This window comes from Streptomyces sp. NBC_01622 (assembly GCF_045209635.1).
GTDB lineage: Bacteria > Actinomycetota > Actinomycetes > Streptomycetales > Streptomycetaceae > Streptomyces.
The window spans coordinates 4,152,572-4,175,649 of record NZ_CP109293.1; the positions used below are offsets into that span (position 1 = coordinate 4,152,572).

At 70.2% G+C, this 23,078-nt stretch carries 26 protein-coding genes; 11 read left to right on the forward strand and 15 right to left on the reverse strand.

Annotated elements, in window-relative coordinates; genetic code table 11:
- Positions 1 to 17 precede the first annotated feature (17 nt).
- Positions 18 to 170: a hypothetical protein gene (locus OH768_RS18540; protein ID WP_019058373.1), complete on the forward strand. Its 153-nt coding sequence runs from the start codon at positions 18 to 20 to the stop codon at positions 168 to 170.
- A gap of 106 nt (positions 171 to 276) precedes the next feature.
- Here OH768_RS18540 and OH768_RS18545 read toward each other — a convergent pair whose 3' ends face one another.
- From OH768_RS18545 to OH768_RS18555, 3 genes are all read right to left on the reverse strand, one after another.
- Positions 277 to 882, reverse strand: a complete 606-nt coding sequence (locus OH768_RS18545) for a MarC family protein (RefSeq protein WP_406454986.1) — start codon at positions 880 to 882, stop codon at positions 277 to 279.
- Positions 883 to 936: 54 nt separating this feature from the next.
- Positions 937 to 1,794 carry a PHP domain-containing protein gene (locus OH768_RS18550; protein WP_406454988.1) on the reverse strand — a complete coding sequence of 286 codons (858 nt, stop codon included), beginning with the start codon at positions 1,792 to 1,794 and terminating at the stop codon, positions 937 to 939.
- A 168-nt stretch (positions 1,795 to 1,962) separates the two neighbouring features.
- On the reverse strand, positions 1,963 to 2,604 hold the full coding sequence (locus OH768_RS18555) for a DUF6758 family protein (RefSeq protein WP_406454990.1): 642 nt from the start codon (positions 2,602 to 2,604) through the stop codon (positions 1,963 to 1,965).
- Positions 2,605 to 2,752: 148 nt separating this feature from the next.
- Here OH768_RS18555 and OH768_RS18560 point away from each other — a divergent pair, with 148 nt between their 5' ends.
- Positions 2,753 to 3,994 (forward strand): MFS transporter, encoded by a 1,242-nt coding sequence (locus OH768_RS18560; protein WP_406454992.1) that lies wholly within the window; start codon positions 2,753 to 2,755, stop codon positions 3,992 to 3,994.
- Between the two features lie 42 nt (positions 3,995 to 4,036).
- Here the strand turns inward: OH768_RS18560 and OH768_RS18565 are convergent, their stop codons facing one another.
- Positions 4,037 to 4,633 carry a suppressor of fused domain protein gene (locus OH768_RS18565; protein ID WP_406454994.1) on the reverse strand — a complete coding sequence of 199 codons (597 nt, stop codon included), beginning with the start codon at positions 4,631 to 4,633 and terminating at the stop codon, positions 4,037 to 4,039.
- A 511-nt stretch (positions 4,634 to 5,144) separates the two neighbouring features.
- Here OH768_RS18565 and OH768_RS18570 point away from each other — a divergent pair.
- Positions 5,145 to 6,263: a magnesium and cobalt transport protein CorA gene (locus OH768_RS18570; protein WP_406454996.1), complete on the forward strand. Its 1,119-nt coding sequence runs from the start codon at positions 5,145 to 5,147 to the stop codon at positions 6,261 to 6,263.
- Between the two features lie 23 nt (positions 6,264 to 6,286).
- Positions 6,287 to 6,802: a hypothetical protein gene (locus tag OH768_RS18575; protein WP_406454998.1), complete on the forward strand. Its 516-nt coding sequence runs from the start codon at positions 6,287 to 6,289 to the stop codon at positions 6,800 to 6,802.
- A gap of 6 nt (positions 6,803 to 6,808) precedes the next feature.
- On the opposite strand, the gene OH768_RS18580 is transcribed toward OH768_RS18575, so the two are convergent.
- Positions 6,809 to 7,540, reverse strand: a complete 732-nt coding sequence (locus OH768_RS18580; RefSeq protein ID WP_406455000.1) for a hypothetical protein — start codon at positions 7,538 to 7,540, stop codon at positions 6,809 to 6,811.
- 191 nt (positions 7,541 to 7,731) lie between these two features.
- Between OH768_RS18580 and OH768_RS18585 the strand changes: the two genes are divergently transcribed.
- From OH768_RS18585 to OH768_RS18595, 3 genes are read left to right on the forward strand one after another with little or no spacing between them, the layout of a single operon-like run.
- Positions 7,732 to 9,039 (forward strand): magnesium transporter MgtE N-terminal domain-containing protein, encoded by a 1,308-nt coding sequence (locus tag OH768_RS18585; protein WP_406455002.1) that lies wholly within the window; start codon positions 7,732 to 7,734, stop codon positions 9,037 to 9,039.
- Positions 9,029 to 9,613, forward strand: a complete 585-nt coding sequence (locus OH768_RS18590) for a DUF1003 domain-containing protein (RefSeq protein ID WP_406455004.1) — start codon at positions 9,029 to 9,031, stop codon at positions 9,611 to 9,613. Before OH768_RS18585 ends, OH768_RS18590 begins: the two co-directional genes overlap by 11 nt.
- A 42-nt stretch (positions 9,614 to 9,655) precedes the next feature.
- Positions 9,656 to 10,789: an Mrp/NBP35 family ATP-binding protein gene (locus OH768_RS18595; RefSeq protein WP_406455006.1), complete on the forward strand. Its 1,134-nt coding sequence runs from the start codon at positions 9,656 to 9,658 to the stop codon at positions 10,787 to 10,789.
- A 61-nt stretch (positions 10,790 to 10,850) separates the two neighbouring features.
- Here the strand turns inward: OH768_RS18595 and OH768_RS18600 are convergent, their stop codons facing one another.
- From OH768_RS18600 to sigE, 5 genes are all read right to left on the reverse strand, one after another.
- Positions 10,851 to 11,510 carry a hypothetical protein gene (locus OH768_RS18600; RefSeq protein WP_406455008.1) on the reverse strand — a complete coding sequence of 220 codons (660 nt, stop codon included), beginning with the start codon at positions 11,508 to 11,510 and terminating at the stop codon, positions 10,851 to 10,853.
- Between the two features lie 222 nt (positions 11,511 to 11,732).
- Entirely contained in the window at positions 11,733 to 12,161 is a 429-nt protein-coding gene (locus OH768_RS18605) for a sec-independent translocase (protein WP_406455010.1), read from the reverse strand.
- A gap of 201 nt (positions 12,162 to 12,362) precedes the next feature.
- Positions 12,363 to 13,817 (reverse strand): S1C family serine protease, encoded by a 1,455-nt coding sequence (locus OH768_RS18610; RefSeq protein ID WP_406465330.1) that lies wholly within the window; start codon positions 13,815 to 13,817, stop codon positions 12,363 to 12,365.
- Positions 13,818 to 13,852: 35 nt separating this feature from the next.
- Positions 13,853 to 14,827 (reverse strand): zf-HC2 domain-containing protein, encoded by a 975-nt coding sequence (locus tag OH768_RS18615; RefSeq protein WP_406455012.1) that lies wholly within the window; start codon positions 14,825 to 14,827, stop codon positions 13,853 to 13,855.
- Positions 14,824 to 15,597 carry an RNA polymerase sigma factor SigE gene (gene sigE, locus OH768_RS18620; protein WP_235029434.1) on the reverse strand — a complete coding sequence of 258 codons (774 nt, stop codon included), beginning with the start codon at positions 15,595 to 15,597 and terminating at the stop codon, positions 14,824 to 14,826. Before sigE ends, OH768_RS18615 begins: the two co-directional genes overlap by 4 nt.
- A 198-nt stretch (positions 15,598 to 15,795) precedes the next feature.
- Between sigE and OH768_RS18625 the strand changes: the two genes are divergently transcribed.
- Positions 15,796 to 16,494 carry an O-methyltransferase gene (locus tag OH768_RS18625; RefSeq protein ID WP_315986651.1) on the forward strand — a complete coding sequence of 233 codons (699 nt, stop codon included), beginning with the start codon at positions 15,796 to 15,798 and terminating at the stop codon, positions 16,492 to 16,494.
- 87 nt (positions 16,495 to 16,581) lie between these two features.
- On the opposite strand, the gene OH768_RS18630 is transcribed toward OH768_RS18625, so the two are convergent.
- Complete coding sequence (locus tag OH768_RS18630; protein WP_003966491.1) at positions 16,582 to 16,749, reverse strand: DUF3117 domain-containing protein; 168 nt, start codon at positions 16,747 to 16,749, stop codon at positions 16,582 to 16,584.
- Positions 16,750 to 17,124: 375 nt separating this feature from the next.
- On the opposite strand from OH768_RS18630, the gene OH768_RS18635 reads away from it, so the two are divergent.
- On the forward strand, positions 17,125 to 17,928 hold the full coding sequence (locus OH768_RS18635; RefSeq protein ID WP_406455014.1) for an enoyl-CoA hydratase/isomerase family protein: 804 nt from the start codon (positions 17,125 to 17,127) through the stop codon (positions 17,926 to 17,928).
- 6 nt (positions 17,929 to 17,934) lie between these two features.
- On the opposite strand, the gene OH768_RS18640 is transcribed toward OH768_RS18635, so the two are convergent.
- A complete protein-coding gene (locus OH768_RS18640) occupies positions 17,935 to 18,507 on the reverse strand; it encodes a DNA-3-methyladenine glycosylase I (protein ID WP_406455016.1) in 573 nt (190 codons plus the stop codon).
- A complete protein-coding gene (locus OH768_RS18645) occupies positions 18,504 to 18,851 on the reverse strand; it encodes a DivIVA domain-containing protein (protein WP_406465331.1) in 348 nt (115 codons plus the stop codon). The genes OH768_RS18640 and OH768_RS18645 overlap by 4 nt, the downstream gene beginning before the upstream one ends.
- A gap of 135 nt (positions 18,852 to 18,986) precedes the next feature.
- On the opposite strand from OH768_RS18645, the gene folP reads away from it, so the two are divergent.
- On the forward strand, positions 18,987 to 19,847 hold the full coding sequence (gene folP, locus OH768_RS18650) for a dihydropteroate synthase (protein WP_406455018.1): 861 nt from the start codon (positions 18,987 to 18,989) through the stop codon (positions 19,845 to 19,847).
- 185 nt (positions 19,848 to 20,032) lie between these two features.
- Here the strand turns inward: folP and OH768_RS18655 are convergent, their stop codons facing one another.
- Together OH768_RS18655 and dapE are read right to left on the reverse strand one after the other, a co-directional pair.
- The gene (locus OH768_RS18655; protein ID WP_406455020.1) at positions 20,033 to 20,791 is read right to left on the reverse strand and encodes a TIGR00730 family Rossman fold protein; all 759 of its coding nucleotides are present in this window, start codon (positions 20,789 to 20,791) and stop codon (positions 20,033 to 20,035) included.
- Between the two features lie 77 nt (positions 20,792 to 20,868).
- Complete coding sequence (dapE, locus tag OH768_RS18660; protein WP_406455022.1) at positions 20,869 to 21,948, reverse strand: succinyl-diaminopimelate desuccinylase; 1,080 nt, start codon at positions 21,946 to 21,948, stop codon at positions 20,869 to 20,871.
- A gap of 85 nt (positions 21,949 to 22,033) precedes the next feature.
- Here dapE and OH768_RS18665 point away from each other — a divergent pair, with 85 nt between their 5' ends.
- The gene (locus OH768_RS18665; protein WP_406455024.1) at positions 22,034 to 23,026 is read left to right on the forward strand and encodes a heavy metal transporter; all 993 of its coding nucleotides are present in this window, start codon (positions 22,034 to 22,036) and stop codon (positions 23,024 to 23,026) included.
- Positions 23,027 to 23,078 lie beyond the last annotated feature (52 nt).

The window sequence follows — 23,078 nt, forward strand, 5'->3', positions numbered from 1 at the left end:
GACGAAGGGAGAAGCCAATGCGCTTCGAAATCATGCGTCTTGACGAGGTCGACGGCACCACCGTGGACAGCACCGTCGTGGACGCCGCCTCCGTCAATCGGATCGTGCAACAGGCCGCCGCCATAGGACAGCGACTGTGGATCCGCCCCGCCGAGACCAAGGCCTCGTAACACTTACGACGCCGCGTAACACCTACGACATTCACGCGGATCTCCACCACACTTCAGAACCCCCGTACGGCACCGACGCCGTACGGGGGTTCTGCGTTCACGGGCCTCAGCCCGCCCGGACAACCTGGGTGATCCCGTTGATGATCTGCTGCACGGCGATGGCCGACAGCATCATCCCCGCGAGCCGCGTGACGAGGACGACCCCGCCGTCCTTGATGACCCGGATGATCAGCAGCGAGTACCGCATCACCACCCACAGCACGGCATGGATGGCGAGGATCGCCGCCCACACCGACACCTGCGTGGCCACACTGTCGGCCTTCTGCACGGCGAGGATGACGGACACGATCGCACCGGGCCCGGCGAGCAGCGGCATGCCCAGGGGTACGAGGGCGACGTTGACGTCCTTGGTCTGCTTCGGCTCGTCGGTCTTGCCGGTGAGCAGGTCGAGCGCGATCAGCAGGAGCAGCAGCCCGCCCGCGATCATCAGCGCGGGCACGGAGACATGCAGATAGTCGAGGATCTGATGCCCGAGCAGCCCGAAGACGGTGATGACCCCACCCGCCACACAGACGGCCTGGAACGCCATCCGCTTCTGCACCTTGGCCGGCCGTCCGGCGGTCAGCGCGAGAAAGATCGGGGTGATCCCTGGGGGATCCATGATGACAAAAAGGGTCAGGAAGAGAGAGCCGAAGACGGCGAGGTCGAACATGGGTGAGCCACAAGCCTTGCAGAGGAGAGGTGGGCGGGGAGGATGCGGGCGGGGTCAGACTCCGCCGGCCCCCGGCACCGGGAACGCCCCGGTCGCGCGCCGCGTGATCTCGCCGTAGACCTCGGGATCGGTCGTGTACTCACCGAGCTGCACGGACTTGCGGCTCCCGTGGTAGTCGCTGGACCCGGTGACGAGCAGCCCGAGCTCCTTCGCGAGCCCGCGCAACCGCACCCGCGTCTCGGCGTCGTGGTCCATGTGGTCGACCTCGATACCGTCGAGCCCGACCGCGGCCATCTCGGCGATGGCGGACTCGGGCACGGTGCGTCCGCGCTTGCTGGCCGCCGGATGCGCGAAGACGGTGACCCCGCCCGCGGCCTTGACCAGCCGGATCGCCTCGAACGGATCGGTCTCGTGCTTCGCCACATGGGCCCGGCCGCCGTCGCCCAGCCAGTCCGCGGTGAAGGCGTCGTTCACGGTCGGTACGACACCCAGCTCGACCAGCGCGGTGGCGACATGCGGCCGCCCGACCGACCCCTCACCGGCGATCCGCGCGACCTGCTCCCAGGTCACCGGCACACCCAGCCCCTGAAGCCGCTCCACCATGGCCCGGGCCCGCGGCACCCGGTCGTCCCGCACCAGCTCCCGCTCGGCGAGCAGCGCCGGTTCCTCGGGATCGAAGAGATAGGCCAGCATGTGCATCGAGATCCCGTCGGTCCGACAGGACATCTCGGCCCCGGTGACCAGCGTGATCCCGGCAGGCAGAGCGTCGATCGCCTCCGCGTACCCCCGGCTGGTGTCGTGATCGGTCAGCCCGACGACATCAAGCCCAGCAGCGGCAGCATTCCGCACCAGCTCAGCAGGCGAGTCCGTTCCGTCCGAGGCCGTGGAGTGGGTGTGCAGATCAATACGCACGACAAGACTCCAGGCGCTGGCAGGACGGGACCACACAAGGGTAACGGCATCCCCGGGACCTCTATGAACACAGCTGAGGCACACCCCCTAAGGGGCGCGGGGAACTGCGCGACAAGCCCCCACACGCCCGCACCCGCTCCACAACCGACCGAGGCGCCCCCTTAGGCGCTACGGCTCCAGCAAGCGCGGCGACAACGCCCCACACGGCACGAGATCCAGTTCCGCCCCCGCGTCCCGCAAATCCGTAAGCACCAACTCGTCATACATCAACAACCCCGACTGCTCAGGCCAGACAACGGCCCACAGCCACAACCCCAACGCCTCACCGGCGAAAACGGCCCGATCATCCGGCGCCGTAGCCACATGCCACAACGGCGTAGGCCGCCCGGCCGCCAACAGCTTCGCCTGCGGCGGCTTCTCGACGCTCATGTACGGCCCGGGATCCGGCCCGTCGATCCCGGCGTACCGCGCCCCGAGCCCGACCCCCAGCTCCTCCGCGACGAGGATCAGCTCACCCATCCCACCGAGCGGCCCGGGGCCCGAGCACGCCACAGCCGTCGCACGACCCCCGCTCCGGTCGTCCCCCGCGCACGCCACGCCCGTGAACAGCCAGCCGACCGGCAGGGGCCACGGCATCCACACGGGTACCTGCGTGCGATGCACGACGACGCTGAGGGCCTCGACGCTGGGCGGGATCACGGGCTGCAGCGGATGCACCGTGCCGTGGACATCGCACTGCCAGGAATCGGCGAAGAGTCCGGGAGCCCTGACCCGGCCACCACACTTCGGGCAACTGGGTTCGCCCCTCATAGGGCCCCACGGTCCTACCCTCGCACCCACACGTCAAGGACGATCACCCGTCCGGGCGGGGCCACTCACGGAACAAAACTAGATGCATCTTGCATTTATTACCTTGCCTAACTTACTATGTGCATACACCAACTACTTGGGAGGAAGCATGGACGGGATGGACGACCCCTTCGACGCGGGAGCCGGCACCGGCAGCCTGCTGCGGCAGCCGAAGGCCGTGTGGGCGACCGCCGGCGCCTCGGTCGTCGCCTTCATGGGCATCGGGCTCGTCGACCCGATCCTGCCGTCGATAGCCAAGGGCCTGGACGCCACCGCCGGCCAGGTCTCCCTGCTCTTCACCTCGTACTTCCTGATCACCGCCGTCGCGATGCTGGTGACCGGCTTCGTCTCCAGCCGCATCGGCGGCAAGAAGACCCTGCTGCTCGGCCTCGCCCTCGTCGTGGTCTTCGCCGGCCTCGCCGGCACCTCGGGCTCGGTCGGCGAACTCGTCGGCTTCCGGGCCGGCTGGGGCCTCGGCAACGCGCTCTTCGTCTCGACGGCCCTCGCGGTGATCGTCGGCGCGGCGGCCGGGGGCAGCGCCGCGGCGATCCTGCTCTACGAGTCCGCCCTCGGCCTCGGCATGGCCTGCGGCCCGCTGGTCGGCGCCCTGCTGGGCAACCAGAGCTGGCGCTACCCCTTCTTCGGCACCGCGTTCCTGATGGCGATCGGCTTCCTGTGCATCACGGCGTTCCTGAAGGAACAGCCGAAGCCCGCCCGCAAGACATCACTGCTGGACCCGCTCAAGGCGCTCGGCCACGGCGGCCTGGCCTCCGCCGCCGTGTCGTCCTTCTTCTACAACTACACGTTCTTCACCGTGCTGGCCTTCACCCCGTTCGTGCTGAACATGACCCCCTACAAGTCGGGTGCCGTGTTCTTCGCCTGGGGTGTGCTGCTCGCCGTCTTCTCGGTCTTCGTCGCCCCGCGCCTGCAGTCCCGCTTCGGCTCCCTGAAGGTGCTCGGCGGCTCACTGGTGCTGCTCGCCGTCGACGTGCTCGTCCTCGGCTACGGCAGCCACACCACCGCCGTCGTCTGCACGATCCTGTCCGGTGCCTTCATCGGCGTGAACAACACCGTCTACACCGAGCTGGCCCTCGGCGTGTCGGACGCGCCGCGCCCGGTGGCGAGCGCGGGCTACAACTTCGTCCGCTGGTTCGCCGCGGCCGCCGCGCCGTTCTTCGCGCCGAAGATCGAGGGCTGGACCAACATCCACATCCCGTTCGTGGTCGCGGCCGTCACCGCGGCGCTGGGCGCGCTGGTGGTCGTCGTACGACGGAACGCGCTCACGCACGACGCCGAGGTGCTGGAGCCGAAGCACGCGACTGAGGACAGTGTCGCGGTGTTCGCCAACTAGCCGATTCCCGGCCGTCGTTGGTGAGCTTGCTCACTCCGGCTGTCAGTCGAGCGGGACGGACCTGCGGGACGGATCCCGGAGGTCCGTCCCGTTCGTCAGCCAGCGTTCCTGGAGGGCCTGGGCGCCGTGGACGCGCTTCCAGGCGGCCTCGTTCGGGGTCATGGGGAGCAGGGGAAGGAAGCGGACCGGGTCGAGGGGCGCGTCGAGGTCCAGGTCCTCGACCAGACCGCCCGGCTCGGCGACCAGTACCGAGGTGAAGAGGGCGCCGGGCCACAGCGGCTCGCCCACGTCGAGCGAGGCGCCGGGGGCCACCACCACGCCCTCGACCTGCGGGGACGCGGCGAGGACGGCGAGCGGGCGGAGTACCTTGTCGGTGTCGGCGAGGCCGCCGCGCACGGACAGGACCAGCTCGGCGCGGGGGCCCGCGACCGGGTCGGCGAGCATCGCCGTGGGGTCGCTCATGGGCTGTGCGGACATGCCGAGCGTGGCGTAGCGGACGATGCCGCCCTCCTGGCCGGTGTCCTGGAAACGCAGTACCTCGACGCGGTCCGTGCCCAGGAAGGTGACCCCCGCGCGCGCGTCCGGTTCGCCCAGCGCGGTGCGCAACCGGGCCTCGACCAGAGCAAGAACATCAACCATGCGGGGAGCATAGAACTCGTCAGTACCGGGCAAAGCAGCGCCTTGACACTTCGGCCTGCTGATAGTCTGGGCCGGTCGTTCGGGCAGCACGCAGAAGCGTCGCGATCAAGTCCCGACGCCGTTGAGACTCCCCTACGGGGGACCGGCCGGAGGAGGTGGGGCTGCAATGGACCGAAGTCGGCCTGGCAGTACCACCCGCTCTTCCGACCGCTGATGTCGTCGCTCTGGCTCTAGCCCCTCCAGTCGGCTGCCGCCGCTCGCACTTCTTCACTGTCGCGGAAGAGCACTTCGTTTCCTTTTCCTGATCTGCCTGATCTGTTCGGTGTATCCGATCCGACCGATCTGTCTGTTCCGAAGTCAGTGCCTGTATCAGTAGCGAAACTCGCCACCGCGACGGTGCGGTGCTCCCCGCTTTGTGGACGTGCCAAACATCCGCACACAGGACGTCCCCATTCCGGGCAGTTCCAACCGTCGTTGGCGCCTTTCGTTGCTCGTCGCGAAGGAGCCCGCCATGTCGATGATCCGCGACCTGCGTGCCGTGGTCCGCCCGTCCCGCCCCTCCCTGCGCAAGGACGGCGGCGCGTACGACACCACGCGTGACCCCGGCACCCCGTCGGCCGTCGTCGACTGCGCCGTCTACCGCGACGGTGCCCGCGTCGACACCGGCAAGCCGCTGACCCCGCACGAGGCGATGCGCCAGGTGCGGCGCGACGGCGGCTTCGTGTGGATCGGGCTGCACGAGCCGACCGAGGCCGAATTCGCCGGTATCGCCGGGGAGTTCGGACTCCACCCGCTCGCCGTCGAGGACGCCGTGCAGGCCCATCAGCGGCCCAAGCTGGAGCGCTACGACGACTCCCTGTTCACCGTCTTCAAGACCATCCACTACGTCGAGCACGACCAACTCACCGCCAACAGCGAGGTGGTTGAGACCGGCGAGGTCATGTGCTTCACCGGCCGGGACTTCTTCATCACCGTCCGACACGGCGGCCAGGGCTCGCTGCGGGCGCTGCGGCACCGGCTGCAGGACGACCCCGAGCTGCTCGCGCGCGGCCCCTCGGCGGTGCTGCACGCGATCGCCGACCATGTCGTGGACGGCTATGTCGCGGTCGCGGACGCGGTGCAGGACGACATCGACGAGGTCGAGACCGAGGTGTTCACGCCGGGCCGCAAGGGCGGGGTCTCGCGCGGTGTCGACTCGGCGCGGATCTACCAACTCAAGCGCGAGGTACTGGAGTTCAAGCGCGCGGTGTCGCCGCTGCTGCGTCCCATGCAGCTGCTGAGCGAGCGGCCGATGCGGCTGATCGACCCCGACATCCAGAAGTACTTCCGGGACGTCGCCGACCACCTCGCCCGGGTCCACGAGCAGGTCATCGGCTTCGACGAGCTGCTGAACTCGATCCTCCAGGCCAACCTCGCGCAGGCGTCCGTCGCGCAGAACGAGGACATGCGGAAGATCACCGCGTGGGCCGCGATCATCGCCGTACCGACGATGGTGACGGGCGTGTACGGCATGAACTTCGAGCACATGCCGGAGCTGCACGCGCGGTACGGGTATCCGGTGGTGCTCGCCTTCACCGTGACGGTCTGTCTGGCGATCCACCGCACGCTGAAGCGCAACGGCTGGCTGTGAGCGGCCTGGATAGGCTGGGCGCCATGACTAGCAGCGAGCTGCTCGACCAGGCCCTCGTCGAGGAGGCCACGAAGAAGTCCGGCCTCGTCTGGGTCAACGGTCCGGGCGTCCCGGCCCGCGCCCTGTGGCACGTCTGGCACGAGGGCGCGGCCTGTCTGATCGGCGACGGTCCGGGCGAGCAGCCGCTGCCGGGGCTGACCGACGGCGGCACCGCCGAGGTCACGGTCCGCAGCAAGGACAAGGGCGGCCGGCTGGTCGTATGGACGGCGAAGGTCGTGGAACTGGCACCGGGCTCCGAAGCCTGGACCGCCACCGTCGGCGAGCTGAAGGGCAAGCGGCTCAACGCGCCCGACGGCGAGGCGATGACGGAGCGCTGGGCGCGCGAGTGCCGGGTGCTGCGGCTCGAACCGACGGGCGCCACGGCCGAGTTGCCGGAGGGGTCGCTCGCGGAGCCTCCGCTGCCTTCTCCCGCGACGACCCGTCAACCGGCCCCGGCCGCGCTGCCGCGCCTGCTGCTGAAGAAACGCAAACGGCGGTAAGTACCGCTAGGAAGACGGCAGTTGCTTGCCGTAGTCGACAGTGTCGTCGTCCGCAGGTTCCTTCACGGCGAAACTCTTGCCCCAGTCCGAGAAGGTCAGCGTGCCCGCGCCGCCCGCGCGGACCAGGCGGAGCGGATACGGCTTGCCCTCAAGGGAGACATCGAGGGTGCCGCCGGAGCCGTCGTCGCCGGTGATGCGGATCGTGCGGACGCCGTTCTGGTCGTGGTGTCCGTCCGTCGCGAGTGAACCGTGCAGGGTCAGCAGACTGGAGAGGAGGACGTCCTTGTCCGTGAAACCACTGAACTTCTTGTACGAGGGATCGTCCTGCGGCACCTTCACGTACTTGCCGTGCAGCGAGTCGCCGACGCCCGAGTCCCCGTTGCTGTTCCAGAAGTCCGCGTCGGCCTTCAGATACAGCTGCTCGCCGACCCGCAGCAGCCCGAACGTCGACCCCTTCGAGGTGACCGAGCCGCTGCCGCCGTCGGACTTCAGCCGCATGTCGAGCTTGTACGTGCGCCCGCTGGTGACGACGGTCCCGGACAGTCGTACCGCGTCGGCGGCGCCCGCGGCCGTCACCGACTTCGACTGGATCCTGTCGGCGGCCAGCTTGCCGACCCCGTTGGTCCCCGCGTCCGGATCCTCACTGCAGCCCGTCAGTCCCATGCCCGTCACGACCAGGGCACAGACCGCGCCGAGCAGCGCCGCACGACGGTTTCGGACCAGGGAAATCGCAGTCACAGGTGGGGGGCCTTTCGTGCGGGGGGCGGCGATGGCGTACGGCAGCGTACCGGGGGCGCCACCCAGCGGCGGAGCGGGTCCGTCCGGACCGCCCACCTGCGCGGATCGCATACGGACGGGCTAGCCTGAAGCCCGTCCGAGCGGGCAAATCGGAACATCCGGAAACCAGAAAAAGAAAGGGAGGTGCGGCCATGGCAGGGAGCGCCCCCAGGGTCTTCGTCTCGCACCTCTCCGGTGTCGCCGTCTTCGATCCCAACGGCGACCAGGTGGGCCGCGTCCGCGATCTCGTCGTCATGCTGCGCGTCGGCCGGCGGCCCCCGCGCCTGCTCGGCCTGGTCGTCGAACTCTCCACCCGGCGCCGCATCTTCCTCCCCATGACCCGGGTCACCGGCATCGAGTCCGGCCAGGTCGTGACCACCGGCGTGCTCAACGTCCGCCGCTTCGAGCAACGGCCCACCGAACGGCTGGTGTTCGGCGAACTCCTCGACCGGCGCGTCACCCTCGTGGAGACCGGCGAGGAGGTCACCGTCCTCGACCTGGCGGTGCAGCAGCTGCCGGCCCGCCGGGACTGGGAGATCGACCGGGTCTTCGTCCGCAAGGGCAGGACCGGCGGAGCCTTCAGAAGGGCCAAGGGGGAGACGCTGACCGTGGAGTGGTCCGCCGTCACCGGGTTCTCCCTTGAGGAGCAGGGACAGGGCGCGGAGAGCCTCCTGGCCACCTTCGAGCAGCTGCGCCCCGCCGACCTCGCCAACGTCCTGCACCACCTCTCCCCCAAGCGCCGCGCCGAGGTCGCCGCCGCCCTCGACGACGACCGCCTGGCCGACGTCCTCGAAGAACTCCCGGAGGACGACCAGATCGAGATCCTCGGCAAGCTGAAGGAGGAGCGCGCGGCGGACGTCCTGGAGGCGATGGACCCGGACGACGCGGCCGACCTGCTCGGCGAGCTGCCGGAGGAGGACCAGGAGCGGCTGCTGAACCTGATGGAGCCCTCCGAAGCGGCCGACGTACGCCGCCTGATGTCCTACGAGGAGCACACCGCGGGCGGCCTCATGACGACCGAGCCGATCGTCCTGCGACCGGACGCGACCGTCGCCGACGCGCTCGCCCGGGTCCGCAACGCCGACCTCTCCCCCGCCCTCGCCGCCCAGGTCTACGTCTGCCGCCCGCCCGACGACACCCCGACCGGCAAGTACCTCGGCACGGTCCACTTCCAGCGGCTGCTGCGCGACCCGCCGTACACCCTGGTCAGCGCGATCATCGACGGCGACCTGCAACCCCTGGACCCGGACGCCTCGTTGCAGCTCATCGCCGGGTTCTTCGCGACCTACGACATGGTCGCGGCGCCCGTGGTCGACGAGACCGGGTCGCTGCTCGGCGCGGTGACCGTGGACGACGTACTGGACCACATGCTGCCGGAGGACTGGCGGGAGACGGAATTCCATCTGGACGAGAACGAGAACGAGGCGGGGACAGAGGAGGTGGCGGCTCATGACTCCTGAGCGCGAGACCACGCGTGAGCGGACACCGGCGGGCGCGACCGCCACCACCCGGTCGCGGACCCGGCTCGACCAGCCGCGCCCGCCCCGGCGCCGACTGCTGCCCGAGTACGACCCGGAGGCCTTCGGGCGGCTGTCGGAACGGATCGCGCGGTTCCTGGGCACCGGGCGGTTCATCGTCTGGATGACGATCGTCATCATCGTGTGGGTGCTGTGGAACATCTTCGCCCCGCGCGATGTCCGCTTCGACAACTACCCGTTCATCTTCCTCACCCTGATGCTGTCGCTCCAGGCCTCCTACGCCGCCCCGCTGATCCTGCTCGCGCAGAACCGGCAGGACGACCGCGACCGGGTCAACCTCGAACAGGACCGCAAGCAGAACGAGCGGTCGATCGCCGACACCGAGTACCTCACCCGCGAGATCGCCGCCCTCCGCATCGGTCTCGGCGAGGTGGCGACCCGGGACTGGATCCGCTCCGAGCTGCAGGACCTGGTGAAGGAGCTGGACGTACGGCACGACGGGCATGTCGTATTCCCGGCAGAACGGTCTGCCGTGCGTGACGCAGACGACCGCTGAGGGGCTGGCCGAAGGGCCCACCCGGCGCCGTACCATCGACACATGGCTACGGAAGACGCGGTGCGTGAAGCACTGTCGACGGTGAACGACCCCGAGATCAACCGACCCATCACCGAACTGGGGATGGTCAAGTCGGTGGAGATCGGTGCGGACGGAGCGGTCGCGGTCACCGTGTACCTGACGGTCTCCGGCTGCCCCATGCGCGAGACGATCACGCAGCGCGTGACGGAGGCGGTCTCGCGCGTCGAGGGCGTCACCGGCGTCGACGTGACCCTCGACGTGATGAGCGACGAGCAGCGCAAGGAACTCGCGACCGCCCTGCGCGGTGGCACGGCCGAGCGCGAGGTCCCCTTCGCCAAGCCCGGCTCCCTCACCCGCGTCTACGCGGTCGCCTCCGGCAAGGGCGGCGTCGGCAAGTCCTCGGTGACGGTGAACCTCGCGGCGGCGATGGCGGCCGACGGTCTCAAGGTCGGGGTCGTCGACGCCGACATCTACGGCCACTCCGTGCCGCGCATGCTGGGCGCCGACGGCACTCCCACCCAGGTCGAGAACATGATCATGCCGCCGTCGGCGCACGGCGTGAAGGTCATCTCCATCGGCATGTTCACCCCGGGCAACGCGCCGGTGGTGTGGCGCGGCCCGATGCTCCACCGGGCACTCCAGCAGTTCCTGGCGGACGTGTACTGGGGCGACCTGGATGTACTTCTCCTCGACCTCCCGCCGGGCACGGGCGACATCGCGATCTCGGTCGCGCAGCTCGTCCCGAACGCGGAGATCCTCGTCGTGACGACCCCTCAGCAGGCGGCGGCCGAGGTCGCCGAGCGGGCCGGCTCCATCGCCGTACAGACCCACCAGAAGATCGTCGGCGTCGTCGAGAACATGGCGGGCCTTCCCTGCCCGCACTGCGGCGAGATGGTCGACGTCTTCGGCACGGGCGGCGGCCAGTCGGTCGCGGAAGGCCTGACCCGCACGACGGGCGCCTCGGTTCCAGTACTGGGAAGCATCCCGATCGACGTCCGCCTCCGCGAGGGCGGCGACGAGGGCAAACCGGTGGTGTTGAGCGACCCGGACTCCCCGGCGGGGGCGGCCCTGCTGGCGATCGCAGGCAAGCTCGGGGGACGGCAGCGGGGCCTTTCGGGACTGTCGCTCGGGATCACTCCCAAGAACAAGTTCTAGAGCTCTTCCTACGACGATGGGGGCGCCGTCCGGTGAGACGGCGCCCCCATCGTCGTAGCAGCTAGTGGGCGTACGCCGCGATGTCCTTGACCATGGCGAAGCCGAGCCCGTACGCGCTCATGCCCCTGCCGTACGCCCCCACGTGGACCCCCGCCTGGGTCGACCCGGCCAGTACCCAGCCGAACTCGGACTCGCGGTAGTGGAAGGGCGCCGGAACGCCGTCCACGGGCAGGGACAGGGTCGACCAGTCGTCGCCGGCGAGGTCGTCGGCCAGTACCCAGGCCGTCTCCGTCTGCTGCTCCAGCCAGTCGTCTCGCAGGGTGTGGTCCATCTGGCCGGGCCAGGTGAAGGACAGCAGTCCGACACCGGCGAGCCAGGCCGCCGAGGACACCGAGGTGGCCTCCAGGAGACCCGTGCCGTCGGCGCTGCGCCGCGCGGGGTTGCCCGCGACGGTGACGACCACCGCGAACTTCTCCTTGTCCTCCGTGCCCTCGTTGCGTACGGAGGGCTCGTCGCCGTGCCCGATCGAACCGTGCTCGACGGCACCGTCCGCCGCCATGCCCACCTGCATCAGCCAGCGCGGCCCCGTGAAGGCCTCGTCGAGGCCGTACCACGGGAAGGGCGCCAGCAGGTAGCCGTCGACCGTGCGCCAGGCGGAGGGGACCTGTTGTCCGCCCTCCGCGGCCGGCGCCTGCGCGCCTACCCGACTCGTCGTCTCCATGCCGGACGCCTCCTCGCTCTCGTCGGACCGGGGCGGCCCGCCCCCCTTCGGGCGACTCGCCCGGTCCGCACAACAACTCGGCAGCATAGCCACCTCGTGGGAGGCAGCCCGGAAAGCGCCCGGCGCGTGAGGCGTGCGGAGGCCGTGTTCAGGCCGTACGAGGGAGTGGCGAAGGTATGAAACGCGTCACGTGGGAAGCGCTGTGGGAGCCGCGCGGGAGGGTCAGGTGGCGTCCGCGTCGAAGGGCGGGCGCTCGTCCTTCCCGGGGTCCTCGGGCTTCTTGGTCATGTCGACACGACCACCGGAAGCGGACGGGGAACTCGGGGTGTCGGCGTTCTGCACCGCCTCCGTGACCTCGGCCATCTCCTTCTTCAGGTCGAAGCCGTTGCGGATCTCCTTGAGCCCCAGCTCGTCGTTGTCCAGCTGCTTGCGCAGGAACGTCTTGGGGTTGAGGTCCTCGAAGTCGAAGTCCTTGAAGTCCGGGCCCAGTTCCTCGCGGATGTCCGCCTTGGCGCTCTCCGAGAACTCTCGGATCTTCCGGATCGTCCGCATGACGTCCTGGATGACCTTCGGGAGCTTGTCCGGACCGAAGACGAGCACGGCGAGGACAATGATCGTCACCAGCTCTAGCGGTCCTATGTCATTGAACACCTGAAGCTCCTTGCGATGTCCTCGGTCCTCGGCCCTCGGTGGTCTGTGCGCGTCTTCCGTGGTCCGGGCCGGGTCCACGGTACCCGGCGATCCCACCCGACCGGTACTGTCCCGTGGGCTACGAGTGGGTGTACGGGACCGGTTTTCCGGGTTGTTTGCCTAGTGGGACGGGTCGCGGGGCTCTCACCTGTGACGTTTCTGTCAATCACCGGTCGAGGAGCCCAGAACGAGCGACACGGTCATGTCTTTGCCGCCCCGCCGGAGAGTCAGGCGCAAGTGGTCGCCGGGGCGGTGGGCGCGGGTCCTGACGATGAGTTCGTCGCCCGAGTGGACACGCTCGCCGTCGACCCCGGTGATGACGTCGCCCGCCTTGAGCCCGGCCCTGGCACCGGGGCCACCGGCGGTGACTGCGGGGTCGCCACCGCTGCCCTTCGTCGCGACGCGGGCTCCGTCCCCGGTGTAGCCCATGTCGAGGGTGACGCCGATAACCGGGTGGGTGGCCTTCCCGGTGTTGATCAGTTGCTCGGCGACGCGCTTGGCCTGGTTGACGGGGATGGCGAAGCCGAGCCCGATCGAACCGGCCTGACCGTCCCCCGTGTCGGTCCCGTCGTCGGCGGACCGGATCGCCGAGTTGATCCCCACGACCCGCCCCTGGGAGTCGAGCAGCGGCCCGCCGGAGTTCCCCGGGTTGATGGGCGCGTCGGTCTGCAGGGCGTCGACGTACGAGACATCGCTCCCGTCCGCCGCGTCGCCGCCGGCCGTGATGGGCCGGTCCTTGGCGCTGATGATCCCGGCGGTCACCGTGTTGTCGAGGTCGAAGGGCGCGCCGATCGCCACGACGGGGTCGCCGACCCGCACATTGTCGGAGTTGCCGAGGGGCATCGGCCTGAGCCCGCGCACACGGCTCACCTGCACTACGGCGAGGTCGTACCCGGTGTCGTGCCCGACGACCTTCGCCTTGGCGGTCTGTCCCCCGCTGAAGCTCACGGATATCTCGCCGTCGCCGCCCGCGGGCTGCACGACATGGTTGTTGGTGAGGATGTGCCCCCGCGTGTCCAGCACGATCCCGGTGCCGGTCCCCGATTCCTCGTCACCGCTCACACGCAGCGTCACCACACTGGGCAGCGCCCGAGCGGCGATCCCGGCCACACTCCCGGCCGCCCGCCCACCGTCCTCCGCACCCGCCTGCGGCAACACGACGTCCCCACCGCCGACACCGTCCCGCTCCAGATACGCCCCCACGACACCTCCGACGCCCCCGGAGACCAGGGCGAGCACCAGCCCGGAGACGATGAGGAGTTTCCGGGTGCGGTTGCGACGCTGCTGGTGGGTGGGGGGTGCGGCGCCGGTTTGCTGGAGAGGGGCGGGTAGTGGTGGGGGTGCCCAGGGGTCGTAGCGGTGCCAGGGGTCGGGAACGGGGTCGGGGGCGGGATCTAGTGGGGCAGGAGCGCCGGAGGCCGTTGTGGGGGCCTGTGGGGCGTCACCGGGCGCCTGCACGGGACGCCCCGGCTCGAAGTCGGCGTCGGCGGAAGCGACTTCAGCGCTCACAGCCACACCAGGCGTCACCGCGCGCCCTCGACCCCACCACTTCGGTTTCGGTGTCCCCTCGTTCATGTGCTCCCCACCGCCCGCCGTGCCACCCCGTACTCCCCGGATTCAACCAGGTCGGCGGGGTGCGGTGCAGGGGCCGGTCAGCGGAGGGGGCGGGAGGAGGCGGAGGGGGCGGGAGTGGGGGAAGAGGTGGCGTCGGGTGCGCGCAGCAGGCCGGGGGCCATGACATCGGGGGCCGTTGACCACGATGTGAGGGCGACCGGCGGGTTCGTGTTGAGCGGGCGTATCAGCGGGGACATGACCGCCGCACCGGCCACGACGGGCGCGGTCAGCGTGTGCATGACCTCGTCGTCGCCCCGGACGGCCGTCGGGGACGGCACCCCGGGCAGCAGCGGCGCGGAGACGGAGGTCGGGGCCATCGGGGTGTCGCCGAGCATCGACCGCTGGCTCGTGCCCTGGGCGATCAGGGGCCCGACGCCACGGCGGCGCCCGGAGTCGGCGGCCGCGGCGCCCGTGCCCTGCGTGCGCGCCGGGGTCACCCCCGCGCCGCCCCTTGCCTCGGCCGCGGTGTCGCCCGGCGTGACCGTCGCGACCCCGCCCAGGGCGATCGCGGCCAGTGAGACCGCGCCGGCGGCGACGAACGCGAACCGCATTCCGCGCGAGGCGGAGCGGTCGCTGTCGTGCCGGCTGACGTCATGGATACGGAAGCCTTCGCGGGCCGGTGCGGACGAAGAGGTCAGGGCTGTCGCGGCGTGCGGGCCCGCGGGGACGTAGCCGAACTCGAACGCGTCGAGCGGGCCGTCTCTTTTCACGCCGAAGAAGCCGGCTCCGGCGAAGAGTCCCCCGCCGGGTGGCTCCTCGGCGTCCGAGTCACCGTCTCCCCCGGGGAGTCCCTGGAGGCGGGCCAGAAAGCTTTCGGAGGGAGGCGGCGGGGCCATTTCCGCGAACACGTTCTTCAGTCGGCGCTGCGCGTCGGCCTCGGCCTTGCACTTCGTACAGGTGGCCAGGTGCGCCAGTACGCGATCGCGCGACTCATGACCGAGCTCCCCGTCCACCAGGGCGGAAAGTCGGTCTCCCAGGTGCTGCTCCGCAGGCGTAGGACGTGATCCACTCACGCGGACGCGCCCCCTCCCCCCAGCGCGGGCACACGCGCCACGAAGGAACGGCGCTCGGCCCGTGCTTCCGGCGAGCGGTGTGCGAGGGCCTTGCGCAGCTGGGAGCGGCCACGGTGGATCCGGGACCGGACCGTGCCGAGCTTGACGCCCAGGGTCGCGGCGATCTCCTCGTACGAGAGGCCCTCGATGTCGCACAGGACGACGGCCGCCCGGAACTCGGGGGCGAGGGTGTCCAGGGCCTGCTGGACGTCGGCGTCGAAGTGCGCGTCGTTGAAGACCTGCTGGGGCGACGGCTCGCGGCTGGGCAGGCGCTCGGCCGCGTCCTCCCCCAGCGCGTCGAAACGGATGCGCTGCTTGCGGCGGACCATGTCCAGGAAGAGGTTGGTGGTGATGCGGTGCAGCCAGCCCTCGAAGGTGCCGGGCGTGTAGGTCGACAGGGAACGGAAGACCCGGACGAAGACCTCCTGTGTGAGGTCCTCGGCGTCGTGCTGATTCCCCGTCAGGCGGTACGCGAGCCGGTACACACGGCCGCTGTGGGTGCTGACGATCTCCTCCCAGGTGGGCGGAGTCCACGCCTGCCCGTCCGCGTCGGTGGAGAAGGTCGCGGTCTGGGCATGGTCAGCGGCGTGGCTGTGGTCAGCAGCGGTGTCGTTCACGGATTTCGGCCTGCCCGCCGATCCGAGAAAGCGCCGGAGCACTCCTCCCCGATCCACAGGTACAGCCGCACCTCCCCTGTCGGCTCTGGTGGTGTCCAGTGGAGTCCCTACCATAGCCACCTCGCCCGTTAGCTCCGGATAAGGGGTTTTACGAGAATTTGATACACGCTCATACCGACCTCCCGGCGGTACGAGCCGATGCTCGGGCCCCTGCTCCCGCCGTTGCTCGACGTCCTGATCCATCCTCATCCCCCGCTCTCCCCTCCGGCCGCGTACCCCAGTGCATTCCTTCCCCTCTAAACGCCCGGTCCCATCAGCAGGTTCCCGGCACCAACGGATACAGTCACGCCCAGGCAACCACGGGGACAGGAGAGGGTCATTACCGGCAACCGGCAGACGAGCTGGGCGTTCGCCGACGCCTATGTCGCCGAGGACGAAGCACTGCGCTGGGCCCGGGACCGGGCCCGCGAGGCAGGGCTGCGCTCGGTGTCGCCCGGCACGGGCGCCGCGCTGCGGATGCTGGCCGCCACCGTGGACGCGAAGGCGGTGGCGGAGATCGGTACCGGGACCGGCGTGTCCGGGATGCATCTTCTCCACGGCATGCGGCCGGACGGGGTACTGACCACCGTCGACCAGGAGCCGGACCACCAGCAGTTCGCCCGCCAGGCCTTCCGCGCCTGCGGCTTCGCCAGCAACCGGGCCCGCTTCATCCCGGGCCGTGCCCTGGACGTGCTGCCCCGGCTCGCGGACGCCGGCTACGACCTCGTGTTCTGCGACGGCGACCGGCAGGAGTTCCTGGACTATCTCGCCGAATCGTTGCGCCTGCTGCGTCCTGGTGGCCTGGTGGTCTTCGAGGGCGTCTTCGCCAACGGCCGGACCGTGGACTCGGGCCCGCAGCCGACCGAGGTGCTGCGGCTGCGCGAGCTGCTGCGCGCGGTCCGCGAGATCCCGGAGCTGGTGCCGTCGCTGCTCCCGGTGGGCGACGGGCTGCTGTGCGCCGTCAAGCGGTAGGACGCCGTGGGAACGCGGGAAAGCAGCTGCCCCGGCACCATCTCGGATGCCGGGGCAGCTGAAGGGGTATGGTCGCGTTCCGCCGCGTCAGCCGACGACCTTCTTGAGGGCGTCGCCCAGCGCGTCGGCCTCGTCAGGGGTCAGCTCGACGACGAGCCGACCGCCGCCTTCGAGCGGAACGCGCATGACGATGCCCCGCCCCTCCTTGGTCACCTCGAGCGGGCCATCGCCCGTCCGCGGCTTCATGGCCGCCATGCTCGTTCCCCTTCCTGAAACCAGCTCATCGTCGCCGACGGCCCCATGGAGGGCACGCGCGGCCCCTAATGAGACACGCGTCACCGGCATCGAACACATTGCTTCCAAGCCATTATCCCGCATCTCAGGACCCGATGACCAACATCAGTCGGCATCGCTTGGGCAACGCGCGCGAGCAAAACCACTCAATTCGCCGATGTGACTGCGATACTCCGCCGCCGCGCGGACTCCCGCCGCCCGAATCGGGCCCGGAATTCTTTGACGCAGGTCACACGTCCGGTCCGGTGCGTGGACGGCGATCTCCGCCATGCTGTCCTACGGACACAGGGCGTACCGACCGGTACGCCGGAGCCGCCGCAGCGGAGGGGACACACCATGGCCGACACCGTGCTCTACGAGGTGAGCGACGGACTCGCGAAGATCACGCTGAACCGCCCGGAGGCGATGAACGCGCTGAACATCGCGACCAAGGTCGCCCTCCGGGAGGCGGTACAGGCCGCGGCGGGCGACGACGCCGTACGGGCCGTGCTGCTGACCGCGGCCGGCGAGCGGGCGTTCTGTGTGGGCCAGGACCTCAAGGAGCACATCACCCTGCTGGCCTCCGACCGCGAGGCCGGGACCGGGGCCACCATGACCACGGTCAAGGAGCACTACAACCCCATCGTGCGGGCGCTGGCCGGGATGGCGAAGCCCGTGGTGGCCGGGGTCAACGGGGTCGCGGCCGGGGCCGGCTTCGGGCTCGCGCTGGCCGCGGACTACCGCGTGGTGTCGGACAGGGCGGGCTTCAACACGTCCTTCGCGGGTGTGGCGCTGACCGCGGACTCCGGCATCTCCTGGACGCTGCCCAGGGTCGTCGGTCCCGGGCGCGCCTCCGACCTGCTGCTGTTCCCGCGCACGATCACGGCGCAGGACGCGTACGACCTCGGGATCGCCAACCGTCTCGTGCCCGCGGGCGAGCTGCACGCCGAGGCCGAGAAGGTGGCGCGGGCCCTGGCCGACGGGCCGACGGTGGCGTACGCGGCGCTCAAGGAGGCGGTGGCCTACGGCTTCTCGCACACCCTTGAGGAGACGCTGGAGAAGGAGGACGAACTCCAGTCCCGCGCGGGCGCGTCGGAGGACCACGCGATCGCCGTGCAGGCTTTCGTCGACAAGGAGACGCCGAAGTACCTGGGCCGCTGAGCCGACTCAGGGACGGCGGGCCACGCAGTCCACGAGGTGGTCGTCCACCAGCCCGCACGCCTGCATCAGGGCGTATGCCGTCGTCGGCCCGACGAATCTCAGGCCCCGCTTCTTCAGGGCCTTCGACAGGGCCGTCGACTCGTCCGTGACCGCCGGGACGTCCCCGAGTGCCTTCGGGGCCGGGCCCGGCTTCGGGGCGTGGGACCAGATGAACTCGTCCAGTTCGCCCGGCGCCCAGTCGGCCAGCACGCGCGCGTTGGCGATCGTCGCGTCGACCTTGGCGCGGTTGCGGATGATGCCCGCGTCGGCGAGGAGGCGTTCACGGTCGGCGTCCGTGAAGGTCGCGACCTCCGCGATCCTGAAGCCCGCGAAGGCGGCCCGGAATCCCTCGCGGCGGCGCAGGATCGTGATCCAGGAGAGGCCCGACTGGAAGGCCTCCAGGGAGAGCCGCTCGTAGAGGGCGTCGTCGCCGTGGACCGGGCGGCCCCACTCCTCGTCGTGGTACGTGATGTAGTCCTCGGTGGACAGCGCCCAGGGGCAGCGCAGGGCGCCGTCGGGACCGACCACGGCCTCGCTCACTGGTGGTCGCCTTCCGTGGGCTTCTCGATCGAGACGCGGTGGCTCTGCGCGCCCGCCAACGCGGACTCCAGGTCGGCGATCCGGGCGTCGCGCTCGGCGAGTTCGGCGGCGATGCGGCTCAGCGCGTCGTCCACCTCGGCCATGCGGTAGCCCCGCACGGCGAGCGGGAAGCGAATGCTCTCCACGTCGGCCTGGTCGACCGGCCGGTCCAGGGGCAGCGCGTCGTCGAGGCGCTCGGGCGCGACGTCGGGCAGCGGGGCGTTCTCGCCGCCGCCGATCACCGAGAGGGTCACAGCGCCGACCACGACGGCCAGCCCGACGACCAGGAACAGGAACATGAACATCGCTGGGGTCTCCACGGGCGTCGATGTCGGACGTGCCGAAGCCGAATGTGTCAGGGTCCGATCGTGCCATGCGACGCTGACAGTTAGGGTCACAGGCGGCTGAAGACGGGTCAGTACTAGGAGAGGTCACAGGGGATGCTCAGGCTGGGCAGGCGTGAATTCGACGCGCACGAGCCGGTGATCATGGCGATCGTGAACCGGACCCCGGACTCCTTCTACGACCAGGGGGCGACGTTCCGCGACGAGCCCGCCCTCGCGCGCGTGGAGCACGCGGTGGCCGAAGGCGCCGCAATCATCGACATCGGCGGGGTCAAGGCGGGCCCCGGCGAGGAGGTCACCGCCGAAGAGGAGGCGCGGCGCACGGTCGGTTTCGTGGCCGAGGTGCGGCGGCGCTTCCCGGACGTCATCATCAGCGTCGACACCTGGCGGCACGAGGTCGGCGAGGCCGTCTGCGAGGCCGGCGCGGATCTCCTGAACGACGCGTGGGGCGGCGTCGATCCCCGGCTCGCGGAGGTCGCCGCGCGGTATGGCGTGGGGCTGGTGTGCACGCACGCGGGCGGCGCCGAGCCCCGGACCCGGCCGCACCGGGTGACGTACGACGACGTCATGGCCGACATCCTGCGCGTGACCCTCGGGCTCGCCGAGCGGGCCGTTTCGCTGGGCGTGCCCAGGGAGTCGGTGCTGATCGATCCCGGGCACGACTTCGGGAAGAGCACGCGGCACAGCCTGGAGGCGACCCGGCGGCTCGGGGAGATGGTCGGGACGGGGTGGCCTGTGCTGGTGTCGCTGTCCAACAAGGACTTCGTGGGCGAGACGCTCGACAAGCCGGTCAAGGAGCGGGTCGTCGGCACGCTCGCGACCACTGCCGTGTCGGCGTGGCTGGGTGCCCAGGTGTACCGGGTGCACGAGGTCGCGGAGACGCGGCAGGTGCTGGACATGGTGGCGTCGATCGCTGGGCATCGGCCGCCGGCGGTGGGGCGGCGGGGGCTGGCGTAGGCCTGCGGCGGAGCCGCTGATGGATGCAGCGCCCCCGCCGCCCCTGCCCTCCCCCACTCTCGGCTTCGCTCGAGCGGGGGACCCCCATCGTCCCTGGGGGCTGCGCCCCCAGACCCCCGTTTCGGCCCCGAAAGGGCCTCGTCCTCAAACGCCGGACAGGCTGGAAGTGGACGGAGTTGCCGAAGCTACCGTCCCGCTTCCTTTGAGACCAGCGCTACCGCCTCGTCCACGTCGTCCGTCACGTGGAACAGCAGGAGGTCCTTCTCCGATGCCTTGCCCTGGGTGATCAGGGTGTTCTTCAGCCAGTCGACGAGGCCGCCCCAGTACTCGCTGCCGAACAGCACGATCGGGAAGCGGGTGACCTTCTGGGTCTGCACGAGGGTGAGCGCCTCGAAGAGTTCGTCGAGGGTGCCGAGGCCGCCGGGCAGGACCACGAAGCCCTGGGCGTACTTGACGAACATCATCTTGCGGACGAAGAAGTAACGGAAGTTCAGGCCGATGTCGACGTAGGCGTTGAGCCCCTGCTCGAAGGGCAGCTCGATGCCCAGGCCGACGGAGATGCCCTTGGCCTCCAGGGCGCCCTTGTTGGCCGCCTCCATGGCTCCGGGGCCGCCGCCGGTGATCACGGCCCACCCGGCCGCCACGAGGGCGTGTCCGAGCCGTACGCCCGCTTCGTACTCCGGTGAGTCCGGCTTGGTGCGGGCCGAGCCGAACACGCTGATCGCGGGCGGCAGTTCGGCCAGCGTGCCGAAGCCCTCGATGAACTCCGACTGGATGCGCAGAACGCGCCACGGGTCGGTGTGGACCCAGTCCGAGGGGCCGCCCGCGTCCAGGAGACGCTGGTCGGTCGTGCTCGCGGTCACCTGGCCGCGCCTCCGGAGGACCGGTCCCAGGCGCTGCTCCTCCGGTGGCTGCTGCTTGCCCTCGGGGTTGCCTGTAGCCATGTGCGCTCCCTCCACTTGCAGGTGTTTCGTACCTCAGCGTAGGTCTACGCGGGTTACGGAGGGGGGACATACGGATGTCAGGCGGTGAGCCAGTCCCGCAGCCGCCGCTCCGCCTCGGGGATGAGGGCCGCCTCGACCCTCTCGTCCACCTTGTGGGCGAGGAGTTGGGCACCGGGGCCGTAGTTCACCGCGGGCACTCCGAGGGCGCTGAAGCGGGCCACGTCCGTCCAGCCGAACTTGGGGCGGGCCTCGCCGCCGACGGCCGCCATGAAGGCCGCCGCGGCCGGGTGGTTGAGGCCGGGGCGGGCTCCTCCGGTGTGGTCGTCGACGACGAACTCGTCGACCCCGCAGTCGGCGAAGTACTCGCGCACAAAGGCCTCCGCCTCCGCCTCGCTGCGGTCGGGCGCGTAGCGGAAGTTGACGACCAGGGTGCACTCGTCGGGGATCACGTTGGTGGCCACGCCCCCTTCCACGCGCACCGCGTTGAGGCCCTCGTGGAACCGGAGGCCGTCCACGACCGGCGTACGGGCCTCGTAGGCGGCGAGCTTGGCCAGTGCCCTGGAGGCGGCGTGGATCGCGTTGGAGCCCATCCACGCGCGCGCGGAGTGTGCTCGTTCTCCCTTGAACTTCAGGAACACCCTGAGCGTGCCCTGGCAGCCGCCCTCGACCTGGCCGTCCGTCGGCTCCAGGAGGACCGCGAAGTCGCCCTCCAGCCACTCGGGATGGGCTTCGGAGACGTGCTTGAGGCCGTTGAGCGGAGCGGCGACCTCCTCGTTGTCGTAGAAGACGAACGTCAGGTCGCGGTTGGGGGTCGGGACCGTGGCCGCGAGGCGGAGTTGGACGGCGACGCCGGACTTCATGTCGCAGGTGCCGCAGCCCCACAGGACGCCGTTCTCGTCGAGGCGCGAGGGGACATTGCCGGCGATCGGGACCGTGTCGATGTGGCCGGCCAGAATGACGCGTTCCGTACGGCCGAGGTTGGTGCGCGCGACGATGTTGTTGCCGTACCGGTCGACCGTCAGGTGGGGCAGGGCGCGCAGCGCGGTCTCGATCGCGTCCGCGAGGGGCTTCTCGCTGCCGCTCTCCGAGGGGAGGTCGACGAGCTGCGCGGTGAGCCCTGCGGCGTCCAGCGTGAGGTCAAGTGGGGTATCGGCCATGCCGTCGACCCTAACGCGAACGATCGGGCCGCCGGTTGTCCACACCCGGCGCAGTGGTAACAGGAGCCTCCAGTACCTTGTGGAGATGCCTGAGCAGTCCCCCACCCCAAAGAAGCGTCGACGCGGCCGCCTCTTCAGGTTCTCGGCCGCCTTCGTGGTGCTGCTCGCGGTCGCGGGCTATCTGGTCGTCCAGTACGTCACCGGCGGCCGGGGCGGGCCCGGTTGCAAGGTGGTCTCCGGGAAGGGCGACGGCCAGGAGTTCGAGTTCACGCAGGAGCAGACCATGAACGCGGCGACGATCGCCGCCGTCGGCACCGGGCGCGGCATGCCCGCGCGGGCCGTGACGATCGCGCTGGCGACCGCGATCCAGGAGTCGCAGCTCGTCAACATCACGCACGGGGACCGGGATTCGCTCGGCCTGTTCCAGCAGCGGCCCTCACAGGGCTGGGGCACCGAGAAGCAGATCATGGACCCGACGTACGCGGCGGGCGTCTTCTACGAGCACCTCGCCAAGGTGGACCATTACCAGAAGCTCCCGCTCACCGTCGCCGCGCAGCGCGTGCAGCGCAGCGGTTACCCGGAGGCGTACGCCAAGCACGAGCCCGACGCCACGCTGCTGTCCGCCGCCCTCACCGGGCAGTCGGCCGCCACGCTGACCTGCCAGGGCCTCCCGAACACCACCGTGACCACCACCGGCCCTGACGCCGTACGGGCCGCGCTGGTGCGGGACTTCGGGCGCGAGGTGCTGAAGGAGACCGGCGCGGAGGTGACCGGCGGGGATGCCACATCCAAGGGCACGTCCAAGTCGAAGACGAAAGCCACGGCTGCGCCGTCTCCGAGCGCGGGTGCCACCGGTGGGAGCAGCACGGTGACCCTGCCGGTGCGGTCCGGCAGTACGACGACCGGCTGGCAGCTCGCGCACTGGGCGGTGGCCAACTCCTCGGCCCTGCACATCGACCGCGTGTCGTACGCCGGGCGCGAGTGGGCCGCCGGCAGCGCGAACGACCCGTGGCACTCGACCGGCACGAAGGCCGCGGGCGGGGTCCGCATCCAGACCGAGGGGCCGACCGGGCAGTAGCCGGACAGTAGTACGGGTCCTCACCCGTAGGGGTTATGCATGGTCGATCCGG